Annotated in this window: 20 protein-coding genes; 11 read left to right on the forward strand and 9 right to left on the reverse strand. The window is 32.4% G+C overall.

Annotated features, from left to right (window positions below):
* The first annotated feature begins 18 nt into the window (after positions 1-18).
* The 3 genes from ED556_RS11935 (at position 19) to ED556_RS11945 (ending at position 2,324) form a co-directional block, all read left to right on the forward strand.
* Positions 19-1,134: a helix-turn-helix domain-containing protein gene (locus ED556_RS11935; protein WP_296324055.1), complete on the forward strand. Its 1,116-nt coding sequence runs from the start codon at positions 19-21 to the stop codon at positions 1,132-1,134.
* Positions 1,135-1,256: 122 nt separating this feature from the next.
* Complete coding sequence (locus tag ED556_RS11940) at positions 1,257-1,751, forward strand: hypothetical protein (RefSeq protein WP_296324058.1); 495 nt, start codon at positions 1,257-1,259, stop codon at positions 1,749-1,751.
* Between the two features lie 12 nt (positions 1,752-1,763).
* A complete protein-coding gene (locus ED556_RS11945; RefSeq protein ID WP_296324060.1) occupies positions 1,764-2,324 on the forward strand; it encodes a YceI family protein in 561 nt (186 codons plus the stop codon).
* On the opposite strand, the gene ED556_RS11950 is transcribed toward ED556_RS11945, so the two are convergent.
* From ED556_RS11950 to ED556_RS11980, 7 genes are all read right to left on the reverse strand, one after another.
* Complete coding sequence (locus ED556_RS11950) at positions 2,325-3,053, reverse strand: metallophosphoesterase family protein (RefSeq protein WP_296324063.1); 729 nt, start codon at positions 3,051-3,053, stop codon at positions 2,325-2,327.
* A gap of 67 nt (positions 3,054-3,120) precedes the next feature.
* Entirely contained in the window at positions 3,121-4,383 is a 1,263-nt protein-coding gene (locus tag ED556_RS11955; protein WP_296324066.1) for an outer membrane protein assembly factor, read from the reverse strand.
* Positions 4,384-4,414: 31 nt separating this feature from the next.
* Positions 4,415-5,683: a POTRA domain-containing protein gene (locus tag ED556_RS11960; protein WP_296324068.1), complete on the reverse strand. Its 1,269-nt coding sequence runs from the start codon at positions 5,681-5,683 to the stop codon at positions 4,415-4,417.
* Positions 5,684-5,744: 61 nt separating this feature from the next.
* Positions 5,745-6,488, reverse strand: coding sequence for a hypothetical protein (locus ED556_RS11965; RefSeq protein WP_296324071.1), 744 nt, complete (start codon positions 6,486-6,488; stop codon positions 5,745-5,747).
* The gene (locus tag ED556_RS11970; RefSeq protein WP_296324074.1) at positions 6,481-7,485 is read right to left on the reverse strand and encodes a glycoside hydrolase; all 1,005 of its coding nucleotides are present in this window, start codon (positions 7,483-7,485) and stop codon (positions 6,481-6,483) included. Before ED556_RS11970 ends, ED556_RS11965 begins: the two co-directional genes overlap by 8 nt.
* A gap of 36 nt (positions 7,486-7,521) precedes the next feature.
* Positions 7,522-8,433: a hypothetical protein gene (locus ED556_RS11975; RefSeq protein WP_296324077.1), complete on the reverse strand. Its 912-nt coding sequence runs from the start codon at positions 8,431-8,433 to the stop codon at positions 7,522-7,524.
* Positions 8,434-8,487: 54 nt separating this feature from the next.
* Positions 8,488-9,198 (reverse strand): DUF547 domain-containing protein, encoded by a 711-nt coding sequence (locus ED556_RS11980; protein WP_296324079.1) that lies wholly within the window; start codon positions 9,196-9,198, stop codon positions 8,488-8,490.
* A 229-nt stretch (positions 9,199-9,427) separates the two neighbouring features.
* Here ED556_RS11980 and ED556_RS11985 point away from each other — a divergent pair, with 229 nt between their 5' ends.
* The 6 genes from ED556_RS11985 to ED556_RS12010 are packed head-to-tail and all read left to right on the forward strand — an operon-like array spanning position 9,428 to position 16,437.
* The gene (locus ED556_RS11985; RefSeq protein WP_296324082.1) at positions 9,428-10,732 is read left to right on the forward strand and encodes an FAD/NAD(P)-binding oxidoreductase; all 1,305 of its coding nucleotides are present in this window, start codon (positions 9,428-9,430) and stop codon (positions 10,730-10,732) included.
* Between the two features lie 2 nt (positions 10,733-10,734).
* Positions 10,735-12,360 carry a 4Fe-4S dicluster domain-containing protein gene (locus tag ED556_RS11990; protein ID WP_296324085.1) on the forward strand — a complete coding sequence of 542 codons (1,626 nt, stop codon included), beginning with the start codon at positions 10,735-10,737 and terminating at the stop codon, positions 12,358-12,360.
* Positions 12,360-12,830, forward strand: coding sequence for a hypothetical protein (locus ED556_RS11995; protein WP_296324087.1), 471 nt, complete (start codon positions 12,360-12,362; stop codon positions 12,828-12,830). Before ED556_RS11990 ends, ED556_RS11995 begins: the two co-directional genes overlap by 1 nt.
* Positions 12,827-13,543: a glycosyltransferase family 2 protein gene (locus ED556_RS12000; protein ID WP_296324090.1), complete on the forward strand. Its 717-nt coding sequence runs from the start codon at positions 12,827-12,829 to the stop codon at positions 13,541-13,543. The genes ED556_RS11995 and ED556_RS12000 overlap by 4 nt, the downstream gene beginning before the upstream one ends.
* Positions 13,540-15,030, forward strand: coding sequence for a cellulose synthase family protein (locus ED556_RS12005; protein WP_296324093.1), 1,491 nt, complete (start codon positions 13,540-13,542; stop codon positions 15,028-15,030). Before ED556_RS12000 ends, ED556_RS12005 begins: the two co-directional genes overlap by 4 nt.
* Before the next feature lie 24 nt (positions 15,031-15,054).
* On the forward strand, positions 15,055-16,437 hold the full coding sequence (locus ED556_RS12010) for a glycosyltransferase 87 family protein (RefSeq protein ID WP_296324096.1): 1,383 nt from the start codon (positions 15,055-15,057) through the stop codon (positions 16,435-16,437).
* Here ED556_RS12010 and ED556_RS12015 read toward each other — a convergent pair.
* Positions 16,434-16,730: a hypothetical protein gene (locus ED556_RS12015; protein ID WP_296324098.1), complete on the reverse strand. Its 297-nt coding sequence runs from the start codon at positions 16,728-16,730 to the stop codon at positions 16,434-16,436. The genes ED556_RS12010 and ED556_RS12015 overlap by 4 nt on opposite strands.
* 223 nt (positions 16,731-16,953) lie before the next feature.
* Here ED556_RS12015 and ED556_RS12020 point away from each other — a divergent pair, with 223 nt between their 5' ends.
* Together ED556_RS12020 and ED556_RS12025 are read left to right on the forward strand one after the other, a co-directional pair.
* Positions 16,954-17,370, forward strand: coding sequence for a carboxypeptidase-like regulatory domain-containing protein (locus tag ED556_RS12020; protein WP_296324101.1), 417 nt, complete (start codon positions 16,954-16,956; stop codon positions 17,368-17,370).
* A 5-nt stretch (positions 17,371-17,375) separates the two neighbouring features.
* Complete coding sequence (locus tag ED556_RS12025) at positions 17,376-18,425, forward strand: hypothetical protein (protein WP_296324104.1); 1,050 nt, start codon at positions 17,376-17,378, stop codon at positions 18,423-18,425.
* A 41-nt stretch (positions 18,426-18,466) separates the two neighbouring features.
* Here ED556_RS12025 and ED556_RS12030 read toward each other — a convergent pair whose 3' ends face one another.
* Complete coding sequence (locus tag ED556_RS12030) at positions 18,467-19,570, reverse strand: hypothetical protein (protein ID WP_296324108.1); 1,104 nt, start codon at positions 19,568-19,570, stop codon at positions 18,467-18,469.
* Between the last annotated feature and the right edge of the window lie 45 nt (positions 19,571-19,615).

A 19,615-nucleotide genomic window follows, 5' to 3' on the forward strand; every position in this document is an offset into this window, starting at 1 on the left:
CTTATGTATCTTTAGTAAGTGAAACCATTCGAAATTGTTCTCGCTATAATTCTTGCCATTGGAGCTATTCAAGGTATTGTTTATGGCATTATCCTCTGGAGAAATAAAAACATAAATAAAATAGCCAATACATTCTTGGCTGTTATCTTATGGTTTTTTGCTTATCGCCTTTTAGTTGAAGTTTTAAAATTATTCGGAATTGGTAATTACGATACTTGGTATCATATTCTTCTAGAATATAATTGGATTTATGGCGCACTCATTTACGTCTTCGTCAAAGCGTATGTGACACCAAATTTTAAACTAAATCTTAAATCGGATTGGATTCATTTTTTACCCGTACTAATAGAGTTTGTTTGGAGCAACTTTATTAAATCACAAAATTTCTTTTGGGATGGTACTCGAGAAAGCCTAACGTGGCTTGGCTATTGGGGCTATGTAGTGTGGATGCATTGGCCAACACAATATATTATTAGTGGATTATTAATAATATTCTACATTATTAAGTCCGAAAAATTATTAGCCAAACCAGCAACTGAAACTTACGAGATAATACCCGAGCATAGCTCATGGATAAAAACTGTTTTAAAGGTTATGAAGGTTTATTCAGCGATTGTAATTAGTATTGTGGTACTTGACTTCTTACTCTTTGATTATGCTTTTAATCGTATTTACCATTACCCAATTTTTATAGGAATGGCCTTAATTACATATTGGCTAGGCATTGAAGGTTTTAATAAAAAAGATAAGCAAATACTAAAGTTTAAATCGGTATTAGATCCTAAAGAAAAAAATCTGCTAAATGATATTGCAGAAAAACTTAAGCTTTTAATGTCAGAGGAAAAGTTATACAAAAATCCAAATTTAACACTAACATCCTTGTCAAAATCTCTCGGTATTAAATCCTACTTAACAACAAAATGTTTGAACCTGATTTTTGAGCAAAAGTTTAATGATTTTGTAAACACCTATCGTATTGAAGAACTAAAAACGCTACTTAAAGATTCAAAAAACAAAAATTACACCCTTTTAAGTCTTGCTTTTGAAGCTGGTTTTAATTCTAAAGCATCTTTTAATCGCGCAGTCAAAAAATTAACAGGAAAATCTCCAAGCCACCTAAAAACAAGTAATTAGAAGTCTCGCTTTCTTAATTGACACCACAACTTATATTTAAATAAGTCTCAAATACAGAATTGAGACGACTCGCGTATGTAGATATGGCATCTTTGTTTCATCAAATTCAAAAAACCTAAAAAATGATGAAAACAAAAATCACAGTATTGCTTTTAATAGTTGCTCAATTATGCAATGCACAAGTTAACTACGGAACTCCACCAGAAAATGAATTACCTCAAAAACTTCAAAATATAAAAGTAGCTATTGATGTCATGCATTTTCCTAAGGAAAATGATCCAATTAAAATCAAAGACAAATACTATTGGAAACATGCTACTGGTATACTATCAAAAAGCAGTAGTATTACCATAACTGAATTTGGTGCTTATCTCTATTATAATAAGCAATGGAACCTAAGAAAATCTTACGACCTAAAAGATTTGGACAAAAACTTCGGCACTAAAAAACAAATAATGCAACAAGGGCAACCTTATGTTTGGGTAGATAATTGGCGTGTAGACAATCGTCTTTTTGGTGGCTGGGCTATGTGGTACTTTATAGGCACAACTGAAAAAGGTGAGATCGTTTGCGGCTATGAAACCATCAATACTACTTCTAATCTTTTAAATAAATAAAACTTCAAAAAAATGAAAACTCTAAAACAAATAACAACTCTTATTATAGTTCTATGCATTGCAAATGGTTTTTCGCAAAGCAAAACAATAAACACTAAAAAAAGTTCAATTAATTGGACAGGAAAGGCTGCATTTAATGCGTATTCGTTAACTGGAACACTCAATGTGAAAAACGGAAGTATTACCATTGACAACGATTCAATAACATCTTTGAATATTATTATTGATATGAAAAGCTTAGATCATGAAAATGGTGATTTAAAAAAACATCTTAGAAGTAAAGACTTTTTTGAAGTTAACACTTATAAAGAAGCTTCTTATTCTATTTCGGAACCGGTGCAAATCAATAATGGAAAAGCCATTATTACCGGTAAGATGAAAATAAAAGATATTGAAAAAGACGAAACTTTCATTGTCGCATTGAACAATGACTATTCAGAACTTACATTTAATATTTCAATGGATAGAACACTATATGGTGTGAAGTTCAACTCACCTAGCTTCTTTAAAAAGATGAAAGAAAATGCCATTGCAGACGAGTTTAAGCTTAAAGGGAGTTTGGTGTTAGAATAGCTATTTATTTCTACCCTTTTCATTGGGATATAAATTAATAAGTGTATCGCTCTGGTACACTTCTTTTGTATCTATATCCATTGCAGACAAAGGTCCAGTAAAAGCAGCTCCAGTATCAACATTCCAAACGTTTATGGCATTCATAGGCTGTCGACTATTATAATTTAGTGTTGGTGTATGGCCTATATAAATTTCACTATAATGCTTTAGTCTATTTGGGTATAAGTATGAGTGTTTTTCAATACGCTTATCCATAGTTAAAGCCATTTCCCATAATGTGCGGTCATAATATAGAGTTTGGATATTATATTCCTTTTTCACGCCATGCATTGATGCAAAACCTGCATGAACAAATAACCGGTTATTAGTATCGATATGATACATATCCATGGACTCAAAAAAGATGAAATGTTTTTTTTTGTCTTCTTCTGAAAAAGCATTGTAACTTTCTATAGTTTCTTTGCCTCCATGAGCGTACCAGACTTCATTTATAATATCATAAGCCAACCATTCTTCGCACCACGCGTCATGGTTACCTTTTATAAAAACACATTGATTAGTTTTTGATAATTCAATTAAGTACTCAATAACTTGTGCAGATTCACTCCACCCATCCACATAATCACCAAGAAAAATTAAAGTATCATTAGGTGTAACATTAGCTCTTTCTAGAACTTGAGTCAATCCTCTTAAACCTCCATGTATATCACCAATCGCAATTGTTCGCATATCAATATTATTTCTGCAAATCTAGTGGTCTAAAACTAAATAAAAATGAAGTAGAATTAAATTTGGATTAAAAATACTGCCCAATACCAAACACAAAACCATTTGTAGCATCTTGTGTAACGCCATAGCCATAATCAATCCTAAATATGGCATTAAAGATTTTTTTATGAATAAATCTTATACCAACTCCTGGGTAAATCCTAACATTTTCTGAGTTGCCAAAATCTCCAAAATCTCCACCTGGATTTCGCCAACTTCCAGCATCAACAAAGACGTTACCTTGAAGTGCAAACCAATCTTTATCAACTAGAGTATGTCTATATTCAGTATTTAAAACAATTACACCTGTACCGCGGTCAATGACGTTACCAACACCTCTAACATTAAGATTATTATCTACTGAGAATGGTGCAAAAGGGGTATCATCATTAGTTGCTAATCCCAATCGAAGTCGACTTGCCCAATTTCCTTTTTCACCAAATCGATGAAAATATAGAAAATCATTCCAACCAATAACAAATTCTGGAAGTACGTCATCCCTCGAAGTTACATATTGAAAATTAAAAACGCTCCGAAAACCCTCTAAATACTGATAGTAATAATTGATATTATTGTACTCGTATATCACCTTATACAGTAATTTTTTAACGTTCAATTCTAACGGTACATCAGGGCTTGTGATACCTTCTCTATATTCGTAATCTTCAGTAAAATAATTAAGACCTGCTTCTATTCGGTGGTTAAAGTTAGGCTGAAAAATAACCAAGCCCTCCATAGACGTATTATTATACCTATAATTTGCAGAAGAGTTATTAAAAAAAACAGGCTCTAAAGTGGTTAAGTCTTGATAATTTAATGCTAGACCCAATTTTCTTGAAAACAAATAGGGCGCTCTTAAATTTATACCGAAGGAATTGAATACGTCGTACTGGTAAAACCCTCCAAAAGTAATATTTTGTCCAAGTAAGTTATATTCGTACAAACCGACTCTAAAAGCAAATTCGTCGTCATTAGTTGTATAGACGTTTGCCGACGGAATTATAGTGAAGTTCTCTTCTATATTATAAAAGACATTATATTCATTAGGTTTATTTGCCGGAAAAACTTGATAGTAAGCATGTGCAATAGACGGTAATCGCTTCAGTAATTTTATATCTTCTTCTAAAACTAAAGAGTCTAGTTTAGTCCCAGGTTTTACAAGAGCAACCTTGAGCACAAAAGAAGATTTAAGCTTTTTATTACCTTGGACAGTTACATCTACTACTCTATCTTCTTGGCCAGATAGTGATAGTACAGATAATAAAAGTAATACAGCAGTGATTAAGCGCATAAGTTGGGAAAAAACCAAAGGTAAGATTTATCTAAAAATATTGGCCAATTCCAAATACAATTCCGTTGTTTGATTTATCTCCAAGGCTAACACCATAATCAATTCTAAATACCGCATTAAAAATTCGCTTATGAATAAAGCGTAATCCTAAACCAGTAAATGCACTTGCATTTTTACCTTCTATTAAATCACTGAGATTTTCACCTGGATCCTGCCATGTACCAGCATCAATAAACACATTACCTTGCATAGCGAACCAACCTTTTTCATAAAACGTATAACGATATTCAGTATTTAAAACTATTGAAGCTGTTCCTCTATCTATGACATTACCTACTCCACGAATATTAAGCTGATTGTCTAACGCAAATGGCGCAAATGGAGTCGTATCATTTGTTGCGTATGCTAAGCGTAAACGATTTGCCCAATTCCCTCTTTCTCCAACACGCTTAAAGTACTCAAAATCATTTCTGCCAATGAAAAAATTTCGAAGTAAATCGTTATTGCCACTACTATTTAGTGTAAAGCTATAATTAAAAATACTTCGGAAACCTTCTACATACTGAAACTCATTTGTAATGTTATTATATTCATATTGACCAACAACAGACACTCTATCCACACCTAACTCTAATGGTAAATTGGCCGGCAGATTACCATTTATAAAGTCGTAATCAATGTTGGCAAAATTTAAACCTAGCTCAAAACGGTTTTTAAAATTGTGCTCATAAAATACTGTAAATTCAAAAGCTCTACTATCAAACTTATAATTTACCTCATCATTATTATCTAAGAAAATGGGTTCTTGTAAAACATTATTTTGATAGTTAACACCTATTCCCCATTTACGCGTAATTAAATTTGGAGCTTCCCAGAAAAACCCATAAGAATCGAAAACATTTTTACTATAAAACCCACCTATAATTTGGTTTTGACCTAAAAAATTAAAATCGAATAACGAAACACGATAAGCGATATCATCGTTAACATCTTGAGATACATTAAGCCCTGGAATTATAGCAAAGTTTTCCACAACTTTATAGACTATTCTATAATTATCTTCATCAATTTTTTCTATTTGAGAAGATGCGCTCGCAACAGATGGCAACAATCTAAAGCGTCTTTCATCTGATGCAACTCTTGAAGTGTCTAAAACACTGCCTTCTTTTACAAATGCCAAACGTTTTAAAAAATGAGTACGTGTACGTTTGTTACCTTCGATTTTTACTTCCGTGACTATTTGCGCTTGTGTAGATAAAAAGAAAGCCAAAAATAGCAACAGAAGAGCAGATTTTTTCATAATTAAATTCTTACTGCTTTTGTCGCTAATAATCAGCATACTTACACCAAAGTGCAAATTCTTATTCTGCAATAAAATCTAATGTAAAAATTGCATTAACCCAGTTGTCACTGCTAACATCCATTACTGTAAATTTATATGGAATCCCAGATGTTAATGCCGGTGGTATCTGTTCTGTAATATTTAATACCACGTTAGAAGTGTTGTAATACTGAAATTGATTTTCTAGTGTGTAAGTTCCAGATAATACGCCATTATCTAGGGTTGACATAACTTGGAAAAAAATAGCATTATCAACGTCTGAATTAATGTCCCAATTAAAAATTGGCATTGTAGTTATATCCTGGTTTATTGCAACATTATTAGAATAAGTAGTTGGCTGCGATACGTTCTTAGTCCTAATAGGTTGAGAAATCTTAATTTCTCCATCTAATTCGTAGGTAACTATAATCCATTGTTCTGATGCTGAAGATCTAATAAACCTATCTAAAAATCCATTAAAAAAAGGGGAAGTTTCCAAGTCTACAAACCTGTAATTTGAAAAATTACCAGAATCTACTGTCACAGAGTTAGTTTCATATAACTTAAAATTTGAAGCGCCTTCTTCAGAATAAAAATAGATCTCTACAACATTTGAATTCTGGCTATCGCTAGCAGCACATGCAATAACACTATTCAGTTCTATGGATCGATTTTCTAAATCCTCAGAAAGTAAATTAGTATTATTGATTATAATAGTTTCTCTATCATCCGATGCACATGAAATCACTAATAATGCAACAATAATAGTTTTAAATTTATTCATTAAATGATTTATAATGTTCTTTTATTGTATTCTCCACAGGTTTGTTTTGCGGCGTAAACATTCTATTATCTTTTCCACCAGATTTGTCATGCTTTATAAACCATTTCCAAACAAATCCACCAGCAAACCAATCTTCATTCCAAAACACATCGAACAAAGCTTTTGTGGCATTAACCTGTGCTTGTAAATTTACTTCGCCAATATTTCTGTCGTATCGCCAAGGTTCTTTCCCAGTATAGTCAACACTTCTGTATCCAAACTCCGCAAACAAAACAGGCTTTTTAACTTTGTCAGATAAGCCCGCTATAATTTTTTTATGTTTTTGCCATCCGTTTATGCAATCTTCAACTGAGGGTGTTTTTTTATCACTTACAGGAAAATATGCATCAATTCCTATATAATCTAACTGTCCCCAAAACGGAGTCTTTTCGTATTCATTCCAGTTCGCAGCATAGGTCAGCTTACCTTTATATTTAGTCTTTATGTTTTTAATAAGTTTTGTCCAATATTGAGGTCTATGCTTAACAAAAAGTTCTAGTTCAGTGCCTATACAAAAGAGTTCCGCATTTACTTCATTTGCCAATTCGGCATATTCCATAATAAAACTAGTATACGATGCTTCAAGATTTTTCCAAGATTCCTCTGACGTCATCTTTATATTACCAGTAAACTCACCTCGCCAAACCCATATTTGAGGCTTTATCATAATTTTGATACTCGCCTTACGAAGCTCTTCGATATATTGTTTAGTACCATCTCGTGTCTCTCCAAACCACTGGCGCTCTGTATTGTGTATAATATCTGGATGCTCTAAATTTCTAATAAAGCCAAAGGGCATTACCGTGGCATAATTTGCGTGTATCGCTACTACTGGTTTTACATTAGAACTGGTTACAGCATCAGGTGCAGCTACAAAACTTACACCATTAATTTTATTTTCTTGACCTACGCATGACGATAAAAACACCACTAAAAAAAGACACTTAAAAATTTTCATTTTTTGAGATTTTTAAGTGTCCAATTTATAGAAAACCTAGAATAAAGCTCTTAAACCTATATTAAAAGTTTGTCCAAGTCCTGTATCGTTTCCTCTTACAAAGTTTGTATATAGAGTTTCTACATTTAACTCTTTAGTTAATTGGTACTTAAATCCTCCACCTACTGCAGTAAAATCTTGAGAAAAATCATTATTAATATCAATTAACTGAGAGTGTTGAACTAAAGCTAAAACAGTAAACTTCGAGCTTGGGAAATAACTTAAAAATAACCCTGGTGTTAACCGCAAACTATCATTAGCAAAACTATCGTTATCATCTCCAAAATTATACTCAGTGTTTAACTCCGTAAATAATTGCCAATCTCCATTTCCAAAACTATAATCGTAGAAAAAGCGATTTTGTAATATAAATCCGTTTTGGTCTAAGAATACACCATTATTAAGTTGATTCCCATTTTGATCAAAAATAAAATCTTCACTTTCATTATCAACCAAAGGAATTTGTAATGCTGTTTGAATGGTAAAATTCGATACACTCTTAATTGGATTAAACTTAATTGCTGGTGCAATAGATGTAAATCCTGAACGTGCTGAACCAAATTCTCCATCAAAAGAAAACACATCTAGTGCATTTCTTCCACCAACAACATTAGATCTAAACTCAAGTAATAACCCAATATTAACTCTATTGCTTTCAGAAATTCCAGTAAAAATATCTAATGTGGATGTAAAAAACGTGTTTCTTGGTATATCAGCTTCATTCCCATTAAAAGTTGCTCGTGTTTCGGTATATAAGTTATTAAACCATTTAATGTCCCATTGTCCTTTTTTAAGTAATATAGAAGGTGTGTATTCTTGAATTACACTTTTTTCTTCCTGATCTTCTTCTTGAGAAAATCCATTAAAGGCAATTAATACTATAAAGAGTAAGGTTGTTAGTTTTTTCATTGTTGTTATTATTATGTTTTCGATGTATAGAAAACCTGTTATTATTTTGGTTTGTTATTGTTTGTTTAATTTCCAATTGTATGAGAAATAGCTCAGCTTATAATCTGCCGGTATTTTTTCGTTTCTAAACGTGTTGATATAATCAATTTCAGATGTACCATTCATTGTAAAATCTTCTTTGTACCACTTTAATATTTCGGACCCTTTTATACTTTTCTTTTTTGAATTTATTTGAAGAAAGTTTCCGTTTAAGGCAATCTTTGTCTGTGTATCTAATTGAGTATTTAATGTACTTGGTAAGTATGCCTTATTAATTAATGGTGGGCATCCAATTGCGCCACAAACTAAAACAAAATGAAAACGTGCATCATTAAATTTAGCTCTCAATAATTTATGTTCAATATCATTAAGTGTTATCTTTTTTCCACCAATGCTATGCTTTGTTTTATCGAAAAAACCTGCATTATCTAAAGGAGATTTTGTTGGGTAATTATCCACAACACCTTTTATTACCGATAAATTGTAAGCATTAATCCAAAAGGCTTGGTAATTATTTGCATCGGATTCATTCACAGAAATTGCAGATGCTAAATCTAAAATTTCATTAAGGTCTGAAGGATTACTATGTATCCCTTTATAATCTACTAATCCATTTTTTACATTCTTAGATAAGAAGGCGTCTGTTTTAGAAAAATAGTCTTCAAGACTTTGTGCACTTACTATTGTTGACATAAAAAAGAGCACTGTGATAATATATGATTTCATGACTTTTTGTTAATTAAAATTATTTTTTATGGCACTTCTGTCGTGCAAAAAACTCAGGTCTTACAGCGGGTTTCAAAAGTTTTTGCCTGTCGATTTTTTAACAAAAGCCTTACAGAAAATGATTAATTTAAACCAATTCTAAATTAATTTCATAGGTTAAGTTATTATCTTTAAATGCGACTCAGTAACCACTAACAATCATAACCCAACCAATTTCTCTTAAGTAAAAATGGAACACATTGTAATTATTGGTAATGGTATTTCTGGAGTTACCCTTGCAAGACATGTAAGAAAACTATCAGACAAAAAAATAACCATTATCTCAGCCGAGACCGACTATTTTTTCTCTCGAACAGCGCTCATGTATGTCTACATGGGGCATATGAAATTTGAACATACACAACCCTACGAAAATTGGTTTTGGGACAAAAACCGAATTGATCTCGTTAAGGCTTATGTCAAAAATGTAGAAACGAAGTCTAAGACATTATACTTTGATAATGGCGGTTCTTTACAATATGATAAATTGATTATAGCAACAGGAAGTAAGCCTAATAAGTTTGGCTGGCCAGGTCAAGACTTAGATGGTGTTATGGGTATGTATCACAAACAAGATTTAGATAATCTCGAAAAGTACGCACCAAACAACCAAGTATGTAAACATGCAGTAATCGTTGGCGGTGGTTTAATTGGGATCGAATTAGCAGAGATGCTTAATAGTCGAAGTATCCCAGTTACATTTTTAGTTCGCGAATCTAATTTTTGGAATGGCGTTTTACCTGAAGGTGAAAGCGGAATGATTAGTAGACATATTAAAAACCATCATATAGATTTACGACTTTCTTCAAATTTGAAAGAAATTAAATCTGACGAAAACGGGAAGGTAAAATCAATAATTATAGAAGAAACAGGAGAAGAAATTGCATGCGATGTTGTTGGATTAACTGCTGGTGTTTCGCCAAATGTCGATTTCTTAAAAGATTCTGATATAGAACTAGGACGCGGTGTAAAAGTTAATCGCTTTTTAGAAACTAACATCCAAGATGTCTACGCTATTGGAGATTGCGCAGAACAGCATGAAGCTATTGGCAACAGACGCCCAATTGAAGCCGTATGGTATACAGGTCGTATGATGGGAGAAACCTTAGCGCAAACCCTTTGTGGCAATCGTATTGAATATAAGCCTGGTCATTGGTTTAACTCCGCTAAGTTTATGGATATCGAGTACCAAACTTATGGTTGGGTATTTAGTGAAAGAGGTAAAAAAGATTTTGAACAGCACTTTCATTGGAGGCATGATGACGACACCAAATGTATCACAGTGGCATACAACAAGAACACTAATGCGTTTTTAGGTATTAATACTTTTGGTATTAGAATGCGACATGAAACTTTTGATAAATGGCTTACTGAAAAACGTGATGTAGATTATGTAATGCACAATCTGTCTGAAGCCAACTTCGACCCTGAGTTCTATTCAAGATTCGAAAAAGATATTTTAACCGCCTACAAAAACCAACTACAAACCGCATAATTATGAGCAATAAATTAAACCACAGTATGTCTTTAGCAAGACCTGACGCTTTAAACATAACAACAAAACAAAAAATTGCTTTAGCCCTTGGAATAGTTGGATTATTTATACTGACTTTAGCACTTTTCAATGTTAATTTCCCAAATAAAGGTTTATTCCTAACACTCGCTTTAGGCTTAATTGTCGTTGGTACTATCTTATATTCCAGAGATGCTTATCTAAATAAATTAGAAGGCATTAAAAATGATGGGCAATGGTTTAAATCAGTTTCTTCAAGAGGAATTTGGGGATGGATTTTAGGGGTTATTTTAACAGCTTTTTACATCGTTCTTTACTTTTTTGCCGAATATCTGGGATTAGGACAAGGAACTGATGGAAGTAACACCGGATTAATACGCCTTTTTGATCCATTAAGTCAATTATTAAGCGGACGAAACGCCAGTCAATGGTTTGTTTACGGTACACTTTATACTGTAGCGATATTAGCCTTTGGATATAAATTTATTTTAAAATATAGGCACAATCGCTACCAGCAATTAAGAACTGTTTCAGTTATGTTCTTTCAATTAGCTTTTGCATTTTTAATTCCAGAATTTATGTATAGGCTAAACAGTGGTATCCCATATTACGATCTAAAAAATATGTGGCCACTCAGTTACTATAATTTTGAACAATATAGGATTGAAGGCTTCTTAACTACTGGGAACTTAGGACTTATAATGTTGATTTTCGGTGTACTTTCAATCTTTGTTATTTCTCCTATTTTAACTTACAAATATGGTAAGCGCTGGTATTGTTCTTGGGTATGTGGTTGTGGTGGATTAGCCGAAACAGTTGGTGACCCATTTAGACATTTATCTTCAAAAAAACAATCGGCATGGAAATTAGAACGATGGTTAATTCATACTGTATTAGTTTTTTCAGTAATAATGACTGTTGCAGTTGTGAGTTCTTATTTAAAAGCTGGAGGCTTTTGGACAGGAGAAGAAGGAAACAAACGCTTTATAGAATATTGGCTAAGTAACGAAGCTTTTCTTATAGGAATTGGCATATTCCTAACAATTTTATTTGTTGGCGTTATGGTTTTTAAAAGAAATGAGCTTGGTAAAGACGCTAAATATGGTGCCATCGGATATTTCGTAGTTATAGCAGCATTAGTGTTATTGTTTTATACTGGTACTACTGAAGAAATATTCTTTATAAAATCATACAAGCTTAAATCTGCTTACGGATTCTATATAGGCTCTATATTTTCTGGGGTAATTGGCACAGGTTTTTATCCAATTTTAGGAAGTAGAGCTTGGTGTCGATTTGGCTGCCCAATGGCTGGTATTCTCGGTTTTCAACAACGCTTATTTTCAAAGTTCAGAATTACAACTAATGGCGGACAATGTATCTCTTGCGGAAATTGCTCTAACAGTTGCGAAATGGGAATTGATGTAAGACATTATGCTCAAAAAGGTGAAAATATAGTACGTTCAAGTTGCGTTGGGTGTGGAATTTGCTCTGCAGTTTGTCCAAGAGGAGTGTTAAAATTAGAAAATGATGGTATGGAAGGACGTATTAATCCGACTGAAGTTTTGTTAGGTAACGATGTTGACCTAATGAAACTTGTAAATCAAAAGTAATGCGTCTTATAATTATCTTCTGTCTTATTTGTACTTTTGCGTTTTCGCAAGAACATTATCAAAAAAACTATTTTGAAAATGGCACTTTAGAATCCTGTGGTTGGATATCTAACGGTAAAAAAGTAAAGTATTGGCGTAATTATTACGCTAATGGTAACTTAAAATCAGAAGGTCATTACCTTTATGGAGAACGATCAAAGTTTTGGAAGTTCTATAGAATAAATGGTGGAGTGGAAAGTGAAGGGCATTTTAAAAATGGAAAAAAGATAAAGTGGTGGATTTTTTATGATGAAAATGGTTTAGTAAACCATAAGTGCCAATTAAAAGATGGTCAAAAAAATGGCTATTGCTTAATGTACGAAAATGAAAAATTGACATCAGCTGTAAAATACGCTCTTGGGAAAAAGATTAAACAGTGGACAGATTTTAAGTCCTTCAAAAAAGAAAATCGATTAAGAGACCTTCAATGACACCAACCAGTGCTGAGCCACTTCTAAGTATAAAAGTCATTATCCCAGCTTATAACGAAGCGGATTCTATTGCAAATGTAATTAAAGACATTCCAGAAATTGTAGACGAGGTTATTGTAGTAAGTAATAATTCTTCTGACGATACCGAGAAAAATGCAAAGAACGCTGGAGCTACAGTTCTAAAAGAAAACAGACGAGGATATGGTTATGCTTGCCTCAAAGGAATGGACTACATTGCTGAGCAAACACAAACTCCAGATATCATCGTGTTTTTAGATGGAGATTATAGTGATTACCCTGAAGAATTAACCAAAATTGTTGCTCCGATTATAGATGATAATATTGATTTTGTCATTGGTGCTAGAACTAAAGAGCTAAGAGAAGCAGGAAGCATGACTGGACCACAAATATTTGGGAATTGGTTAGCCACAAGTTTAATGCGACTGTTTTTTAGATCTACTTTTACAGATTTAGGTCCATTTAGAGCAATTAACTATGATAAACTCCTTTTGCTCGAAATGGAAGACAAAACCTACGGTTGGACCGTAGAAATGCAACTTAAAGCACTTAAGAAGAAATATAGCTATCGAGAAATCCCTGTAAACTATAGAAACAGAATTGGGGTCTCAAAAGTTTCAGGAACGATAAAAGGTGCTATATTTGCAGGCATTAAAATCCTTTGGTGGATTTTTAAATATAGCTTTAAAAAATGATCATAGAATCTATAATAATTGTAGTATACACTATAGCTATCGTACTCATTTTTATGTATGCTTTAGCACAGCTTAATCTGTTGTACAATTATTTATCTTCTAAAAAGAAACAAGACAACTGCAAAACCTTTGATTTATCTAACCCAGAAGAGGTTCCATACGTTACTATTCAGTTACCTGTTTTTAATGAAATGTATGTTATGGATCGGCTTCTTGATAACATTGCATTAATAGATTACCCAAAAGATAAGCTTGAAATTCAAGTACTTGATGATTCTACTGACGAAACTGTAGTAAGCACAAAAAAGCATGTCGAAAAAATAGCAAAAACAGGGCTTGATATAGTTCATATTACAAGAACAGACCGTAAAGGATTTAAAGCCGGTGCACTTAAAGAAGGTTTGGAAGTAGCAAAAGGAGAATTCATTGCCATTTTTGATGCGGATTTTTTACCACAACCAAACTGGTTACAACGTACTATTCCTTATTTTAAAAATGAAAAAATAGGTGTTGTTCAGACACGTTGGGGACATATCAACAGAAATTACTCTTTGCTTACACGCATACAAGCATTTGCGCTAGATGCCCATTTTACCTTAGAACAAGTAGGACGAAACAGTAAAGGTCATTTTATAAACTTTAACGGTACTGCCGGTGTTTGGCGAAAAGAGTGTATTATAGATGCTGGTAATTGGGAAGGTGATACACTTACCGAAGATTTGGATTTAAGCTATAGAGCGCAATTAAAAAATTGGGAATTTAAATATCTTGAAAATGTCGAAACTCCTGCAGAGCTTCCTGTTGTAATTAGTGCGGCCCGTTCTCAACAATTCCGCTGGAATAAAGGTGGAGCGGAGAACTTTAGAAAAATGCTATGGCGTGTTATAAAATCGAAAAACATCTCGGCTAAAACCAAAATTCATGGGTTATTACATTTATTAAATAGCACCATGTTTTTAAGCATTTTTACAGTAGCTATTTTGAGTATTCCAATGCTTTATATAAAAAATGAATACGCTCACTTGCGTAACTATTTTTACGTTATGAGTTTTTTTGTAACAAGTACTATTATCTTCTTTGTGTGCTATTGGTTTATGTACAAAAACATTTATGGCAGTGGCTTCAAAAAATTCTTCAGTTATATAGGTATGTTTTTTACCTTCTTCTCAATAGCAATGGGATTTTCGCTACATAATTCCATAGCAGTTTTAGAAGGCCATATCGGAAAAAGAAGTGAATTTGTTAGAACACCTAAGTTTAATATTAGTACGCTAAAAGACTCTTGGAAAGGCAATAAATATCTTAGAAAAAAGGTATCTCCTCATGTGGTGATTGAAGGTGCACTTATGTTTTACTTTGGCTTCGGACTTTACAGTGCTTTTATCGTTGGTGACCAAGGTGGCGATTTTGGATTATTCCCATTTCACTTAATGTTATTTATCGGGTTTGGTTATGTTTTCTTTAAATCTTTAGGTTCTAAAGCCTAATTTCATTATATCTATATTTGGTATATGGTATTAAACACTGCCTTATTCAAATATCGTAAAACACCTCTTTTTTGTGTATTGGCAAGCATCATCTTATATGCAATATTCGCATATAATTTAGTTAGAACTGAGGCTTTAAAGCTTGTTTCATTATACCTATTACTTTTTGCATTTGCATATATTTTAAAAAAGTCCGCAGGTTTTAATTTTCGCTTTCTAGTAATAGCTTCAATATTACTTAGACTAGTTTTCCTAGTCGCCACACCAAATTTGTCACAAGATTTTTACAGGTTTATTTGGGATGGCCGTATGCTATTAGAAGGATTTAATCCCTATTTATACACACCTGAGTCTTTTATTAATGAAGCAGTGTTTCCTATAAATCAAGCGCAAGAATTATACAATGGCATGGGCGAGTTAAATGGATCTCATTTTACTAATTATCCGCCATTAAATCAATTGTGTTTTTATATTGCGGCGGTATTGTCTAATGATAGCATTACTGGAGCTATAATCACTTTTCGGATATTAATTATTGCTGCTGATATTGGCACACTATATTATGGAAAGAAGCTCTTAGAAGGATTAAAATTACCCTCTAGTAATATATGGTTTTACATATTAAATCCATTTATAATTATTGAGTTAACGGGCAATCTTCATTTTGAAGGTGTCATGTTATTTTTCCTTATTTGGAGTTTGTACCTGTTGCATAAAGGAAACTGGAAATGGGCTGCAGTTATATTTGCCTGTTCTATATCTGTAAAACTAATACCGTTATTGTTTTTGCCCTTATTTTTTTGGTGGTTCTTGGATAAAAAAGATATTGAAACCTCCACTTTAAAAAAACGAACACATCTAGTTCTATTTTATACTTTGGTTGGTGTAACAGTAGTAGCGTTATTTCTTCCGTTTTTCTCAATGGAATTTGTAACTAATTATGCTGAAACTATTGGTCTTTGGTTTAGCAATTTCGAATTCAATGCTAGTATATATTACATAGCTAGAGAAATCGGGTATGCAATTACTGGCTATAACGAGATATATTATATAGGAAAGATTCTACCTATAATTGTTATTATAATCACTTTAGGCTATACGTTTTTAAAGAAGAATAATTCTATTAAAATCTTAATCAGTTCAATGGTAATTGTATTTACGTATTATTTGTTTTTAAGTACAACTGTACATCCATGGTATATAGCTTCACCACTTATTTTGTGTGTATTTACAAATTATAGATTTCCAGTTATATGGAGCTTAGCTATTATATTAAGCTACCTTGCATATTTAAGTATTGGTAATGCTAGTAAATCTGAAAACTTATGGGTTATTAGCCTAGAATACTTAATTGTATTTAGTTCTTTTATCTGGGAAGTTTTCCTTCGAAGAAAAATTAAAATTTAATCTTCGGTAATTTCTGGTGGATCAATTGCACCAGAATCACTAGTCTCTAACTCATCATAATCATCCTCATCATAGTTCTCCATAGTTAAAGCCAATTTTGAACTTACCTTGACTAAATATTTAGTATCATCTGTGGTTACCTCTACAGCTTCAATATCCTCATCTTTTATATTTCTAAATGAAATGATCTGACTATCGTCATAACCATCAGGATACTTTTCTACAAGCAGCGCCAATATTTCTGGTGTCAGTTTTTTAAAATCTACTATGACCCTTTTTAAATTATCTTTCATGACTAAAGACATTTTAATATGTATGAAGATACGAAGGATTTTAATCAAAAAAATGCAATGTGCTGTTTATTATAATAAATCCGCATTAATAATACATTTATATTGATATCCGTTTTAACTCAATAAAACACTATATTTACTACTAAAAAATATACTATTACTCATCTTAAGTTGATACTAAACTAACTTGTTCTTAGTTTTGAGTAAATTAAAATTGTAGATTATGAAGACACATTTAAAATTAGGAGAATTAACTATCTATAAACCAATTATCGTATTAAGCTTATTTCTATTCACCGCACTATTATCAAATCCATTGTCTGCGCAATCAGACCAGCAAACTATTTCAGTTAAGGGTGTTGTAAATGGTGAAGAAGGTCCTCTAGAAGGTGTTAATATATATATTGATGGCTCTAATACCGGGACGGTTTCAAAGTCGAATGGCTCATTTACGTTTCCTGGTAAAGTTGCCATTGGAGATAAACTAGTATTTAGCTATTTAGGATACGTCACCAAAACTATAAAAATCAGTTCCAATTCTTTATTCTTGGATGTTAAGTTGACCGAAGCACCAATAGAAGTTTTAAGCAGTATAAATCTTGACAAACCATATAAAAGTAAACGTGGTAAAAAAGATTAAGGGCTGTGAATTTACGTCTATTTTTCTCGTTGTTAGCTTTAATATGTCTTAACAAAACTATTGCACAAATTGAAGATTTTGAGACTATTGATTTTAAAAAAGCTGATAGCATAGCAACCTTGTACAAAGGGAATTCTCTGGATAATTTACCTGAGTTGGTCTTTAACCTTACTAATGAATTAGAAACTGATGTCGAGCGATTTCGAGCGATTTACTATTGGGTATGTACTAATGTAAAAAATGATTATTCGCTTTATGCTAAAAATAAGAGGAAACGTAAAAAATTGCGCCTCGATAGTTTGAAACTTGAGCAATGGAATGAAAAGTTTAAAAAGAAAATTTTTGCTACACTATTAAAGAAAAAACGTACCATCTGCTCGGGCTATGCCTTTATTGTAAAATCCTTGTGTGATATAGCAAATATCAAATGTACAATCGTAGATGGTTGGGGTAAAACTAGTACTACTGAAGAAGATGAATTAATCGATCCTAATCATAGCTGGATTGCTGTCAATTTAGAAAACAAATGGTATTTGTGCGATCCAACTTGGGCCGCTGGCTCTCAAAATTCAAAAAATGGTAGGTTTAAGTTTAATTATAATGACGGTTTCTTTCTTGCACCACCAAAATTATTTTTTGTAAATCACTTTCCGTTATACAAAAACTGGTTTTTAAATGTTGAAAATGAGAAAACATTTCAAAAGTTTATGGAGGCTCCTATAATCTACAACGCTACTTACAACAAATTAAATAGTTGTGATTCACCAAATAAACTATACAACTTAATACATAAGAATTATACAGTAAACCTTAAATATAGTCTTAAACACAATATTAATATAAGACAAATTAAGCTTGTATTAGACAATGGGACTGAGAGTAAAACTGTTAGACCTGATAAAATAAGTTTAGATAATAAAAATCTAATTGTTTTTTATTTAATGAAAAAGACAGGTGTTTATGACTTACATTTAAAAATAGACGACAAGTATATCGCAAGTTATACTTATGAGGTCATCCCAAAGCCAAAGCATCAAAATAGCCCTAATCAATAAGATTAGAGCTATTAGAGATTAATTATTGATTGATTTTTAATTTAATCTAAATCCCATCGTAATCCGAGTGAGATGTTATGCTGATCAAATGCCTGATCTTTAAATAATGGATTTAAATCATACTTTGCATAGATTGACCAATCACCCCAACCTATGTAACCACTAAGTCCATAAACAAAATTTGAAGCATTGAAGTTTCGCTTTTCTTTACTTCTTACTCTATTTCCATCAGCATCATCGTATCTTAATTTTTGCATTGACCCTAAGCGTACACCTCCATAACCTCCAATTCCAACTTTGAAATGATTATCTTCAAAATAGCGTATTCTATTATCATATTCACGCTTGGTAGAAGGCCCAAATTCTAAATGCACTGGTACTACTAAATTGGTAACTCTAAACTTCGCTTGTTTTAAATTAAGCGGAAAGTTTTGAAGTGTTGTTTGGTCTCCATTTTGTACAAAATACTGATTGTCTTTTATGTCTAACTTATTCCATTGAAAAGAAAACCCATAATTAAGTCTTACAAAATTTGAATTCTTAAACAGTCGTGTTTGCCATAACCACCCGAGTTCAATAAAGCCAGAACCGCCTAATTTATATGGTGTGTTATCTAAATCCTGACCATCACCTATTGCATTGTTAAAACCAAAAGCAAATACCATCTTATTAGTGGTCCTGATGTCGTACTTTGGAGGTCTCTTGCTATTACCTTTTCCACTCCAATCTATCTTGAAACCTCTAGACCCAAGACTTATTTCAACTTTTTCAATGTCTATTTCTTGTAGATTTTCATTGTAATCGTTACGTTCCCATAGAGCAATACGTTTGTCTATAATGGCAAGGCGATCTTCGATATTAGCGGCACGTTTTTTTGCTGCTTCCTTTTTTAAACGTTCTGCTTGTGCAGGAGTAATTTCCTTATTATCGAGTCTTCTATTAATAGCCTCAACATCTGCCTTTAGAAACTCTCGTTCTTGAATTTTAATATTCTCTTTTTCTCTGGTTAATCGATCTATTCGCTCTTTTTTTAATGTACTAATAGAATCTTTTGAAACTGTATTATCCTCCGTTTCTTGTGCACCAATACTGGTTACGAATAGGCATAAGATTAGTGCTACAACATATTTAGTAATTGTTGTCATTGTTTTGTTTTTTAATTAATGATTAAGGTTTGTTCGGTTTATTGA

Origin of the sequence: Winogradskyella sp. (genome assembly GCF_003712105.1) — a bacterium.
Taxonomy (GTDB): Bacteria; Bacteroidota; Bacteroidia; order Flavobacteriales; family Flavobacteriaceae; genus Winogradskyella.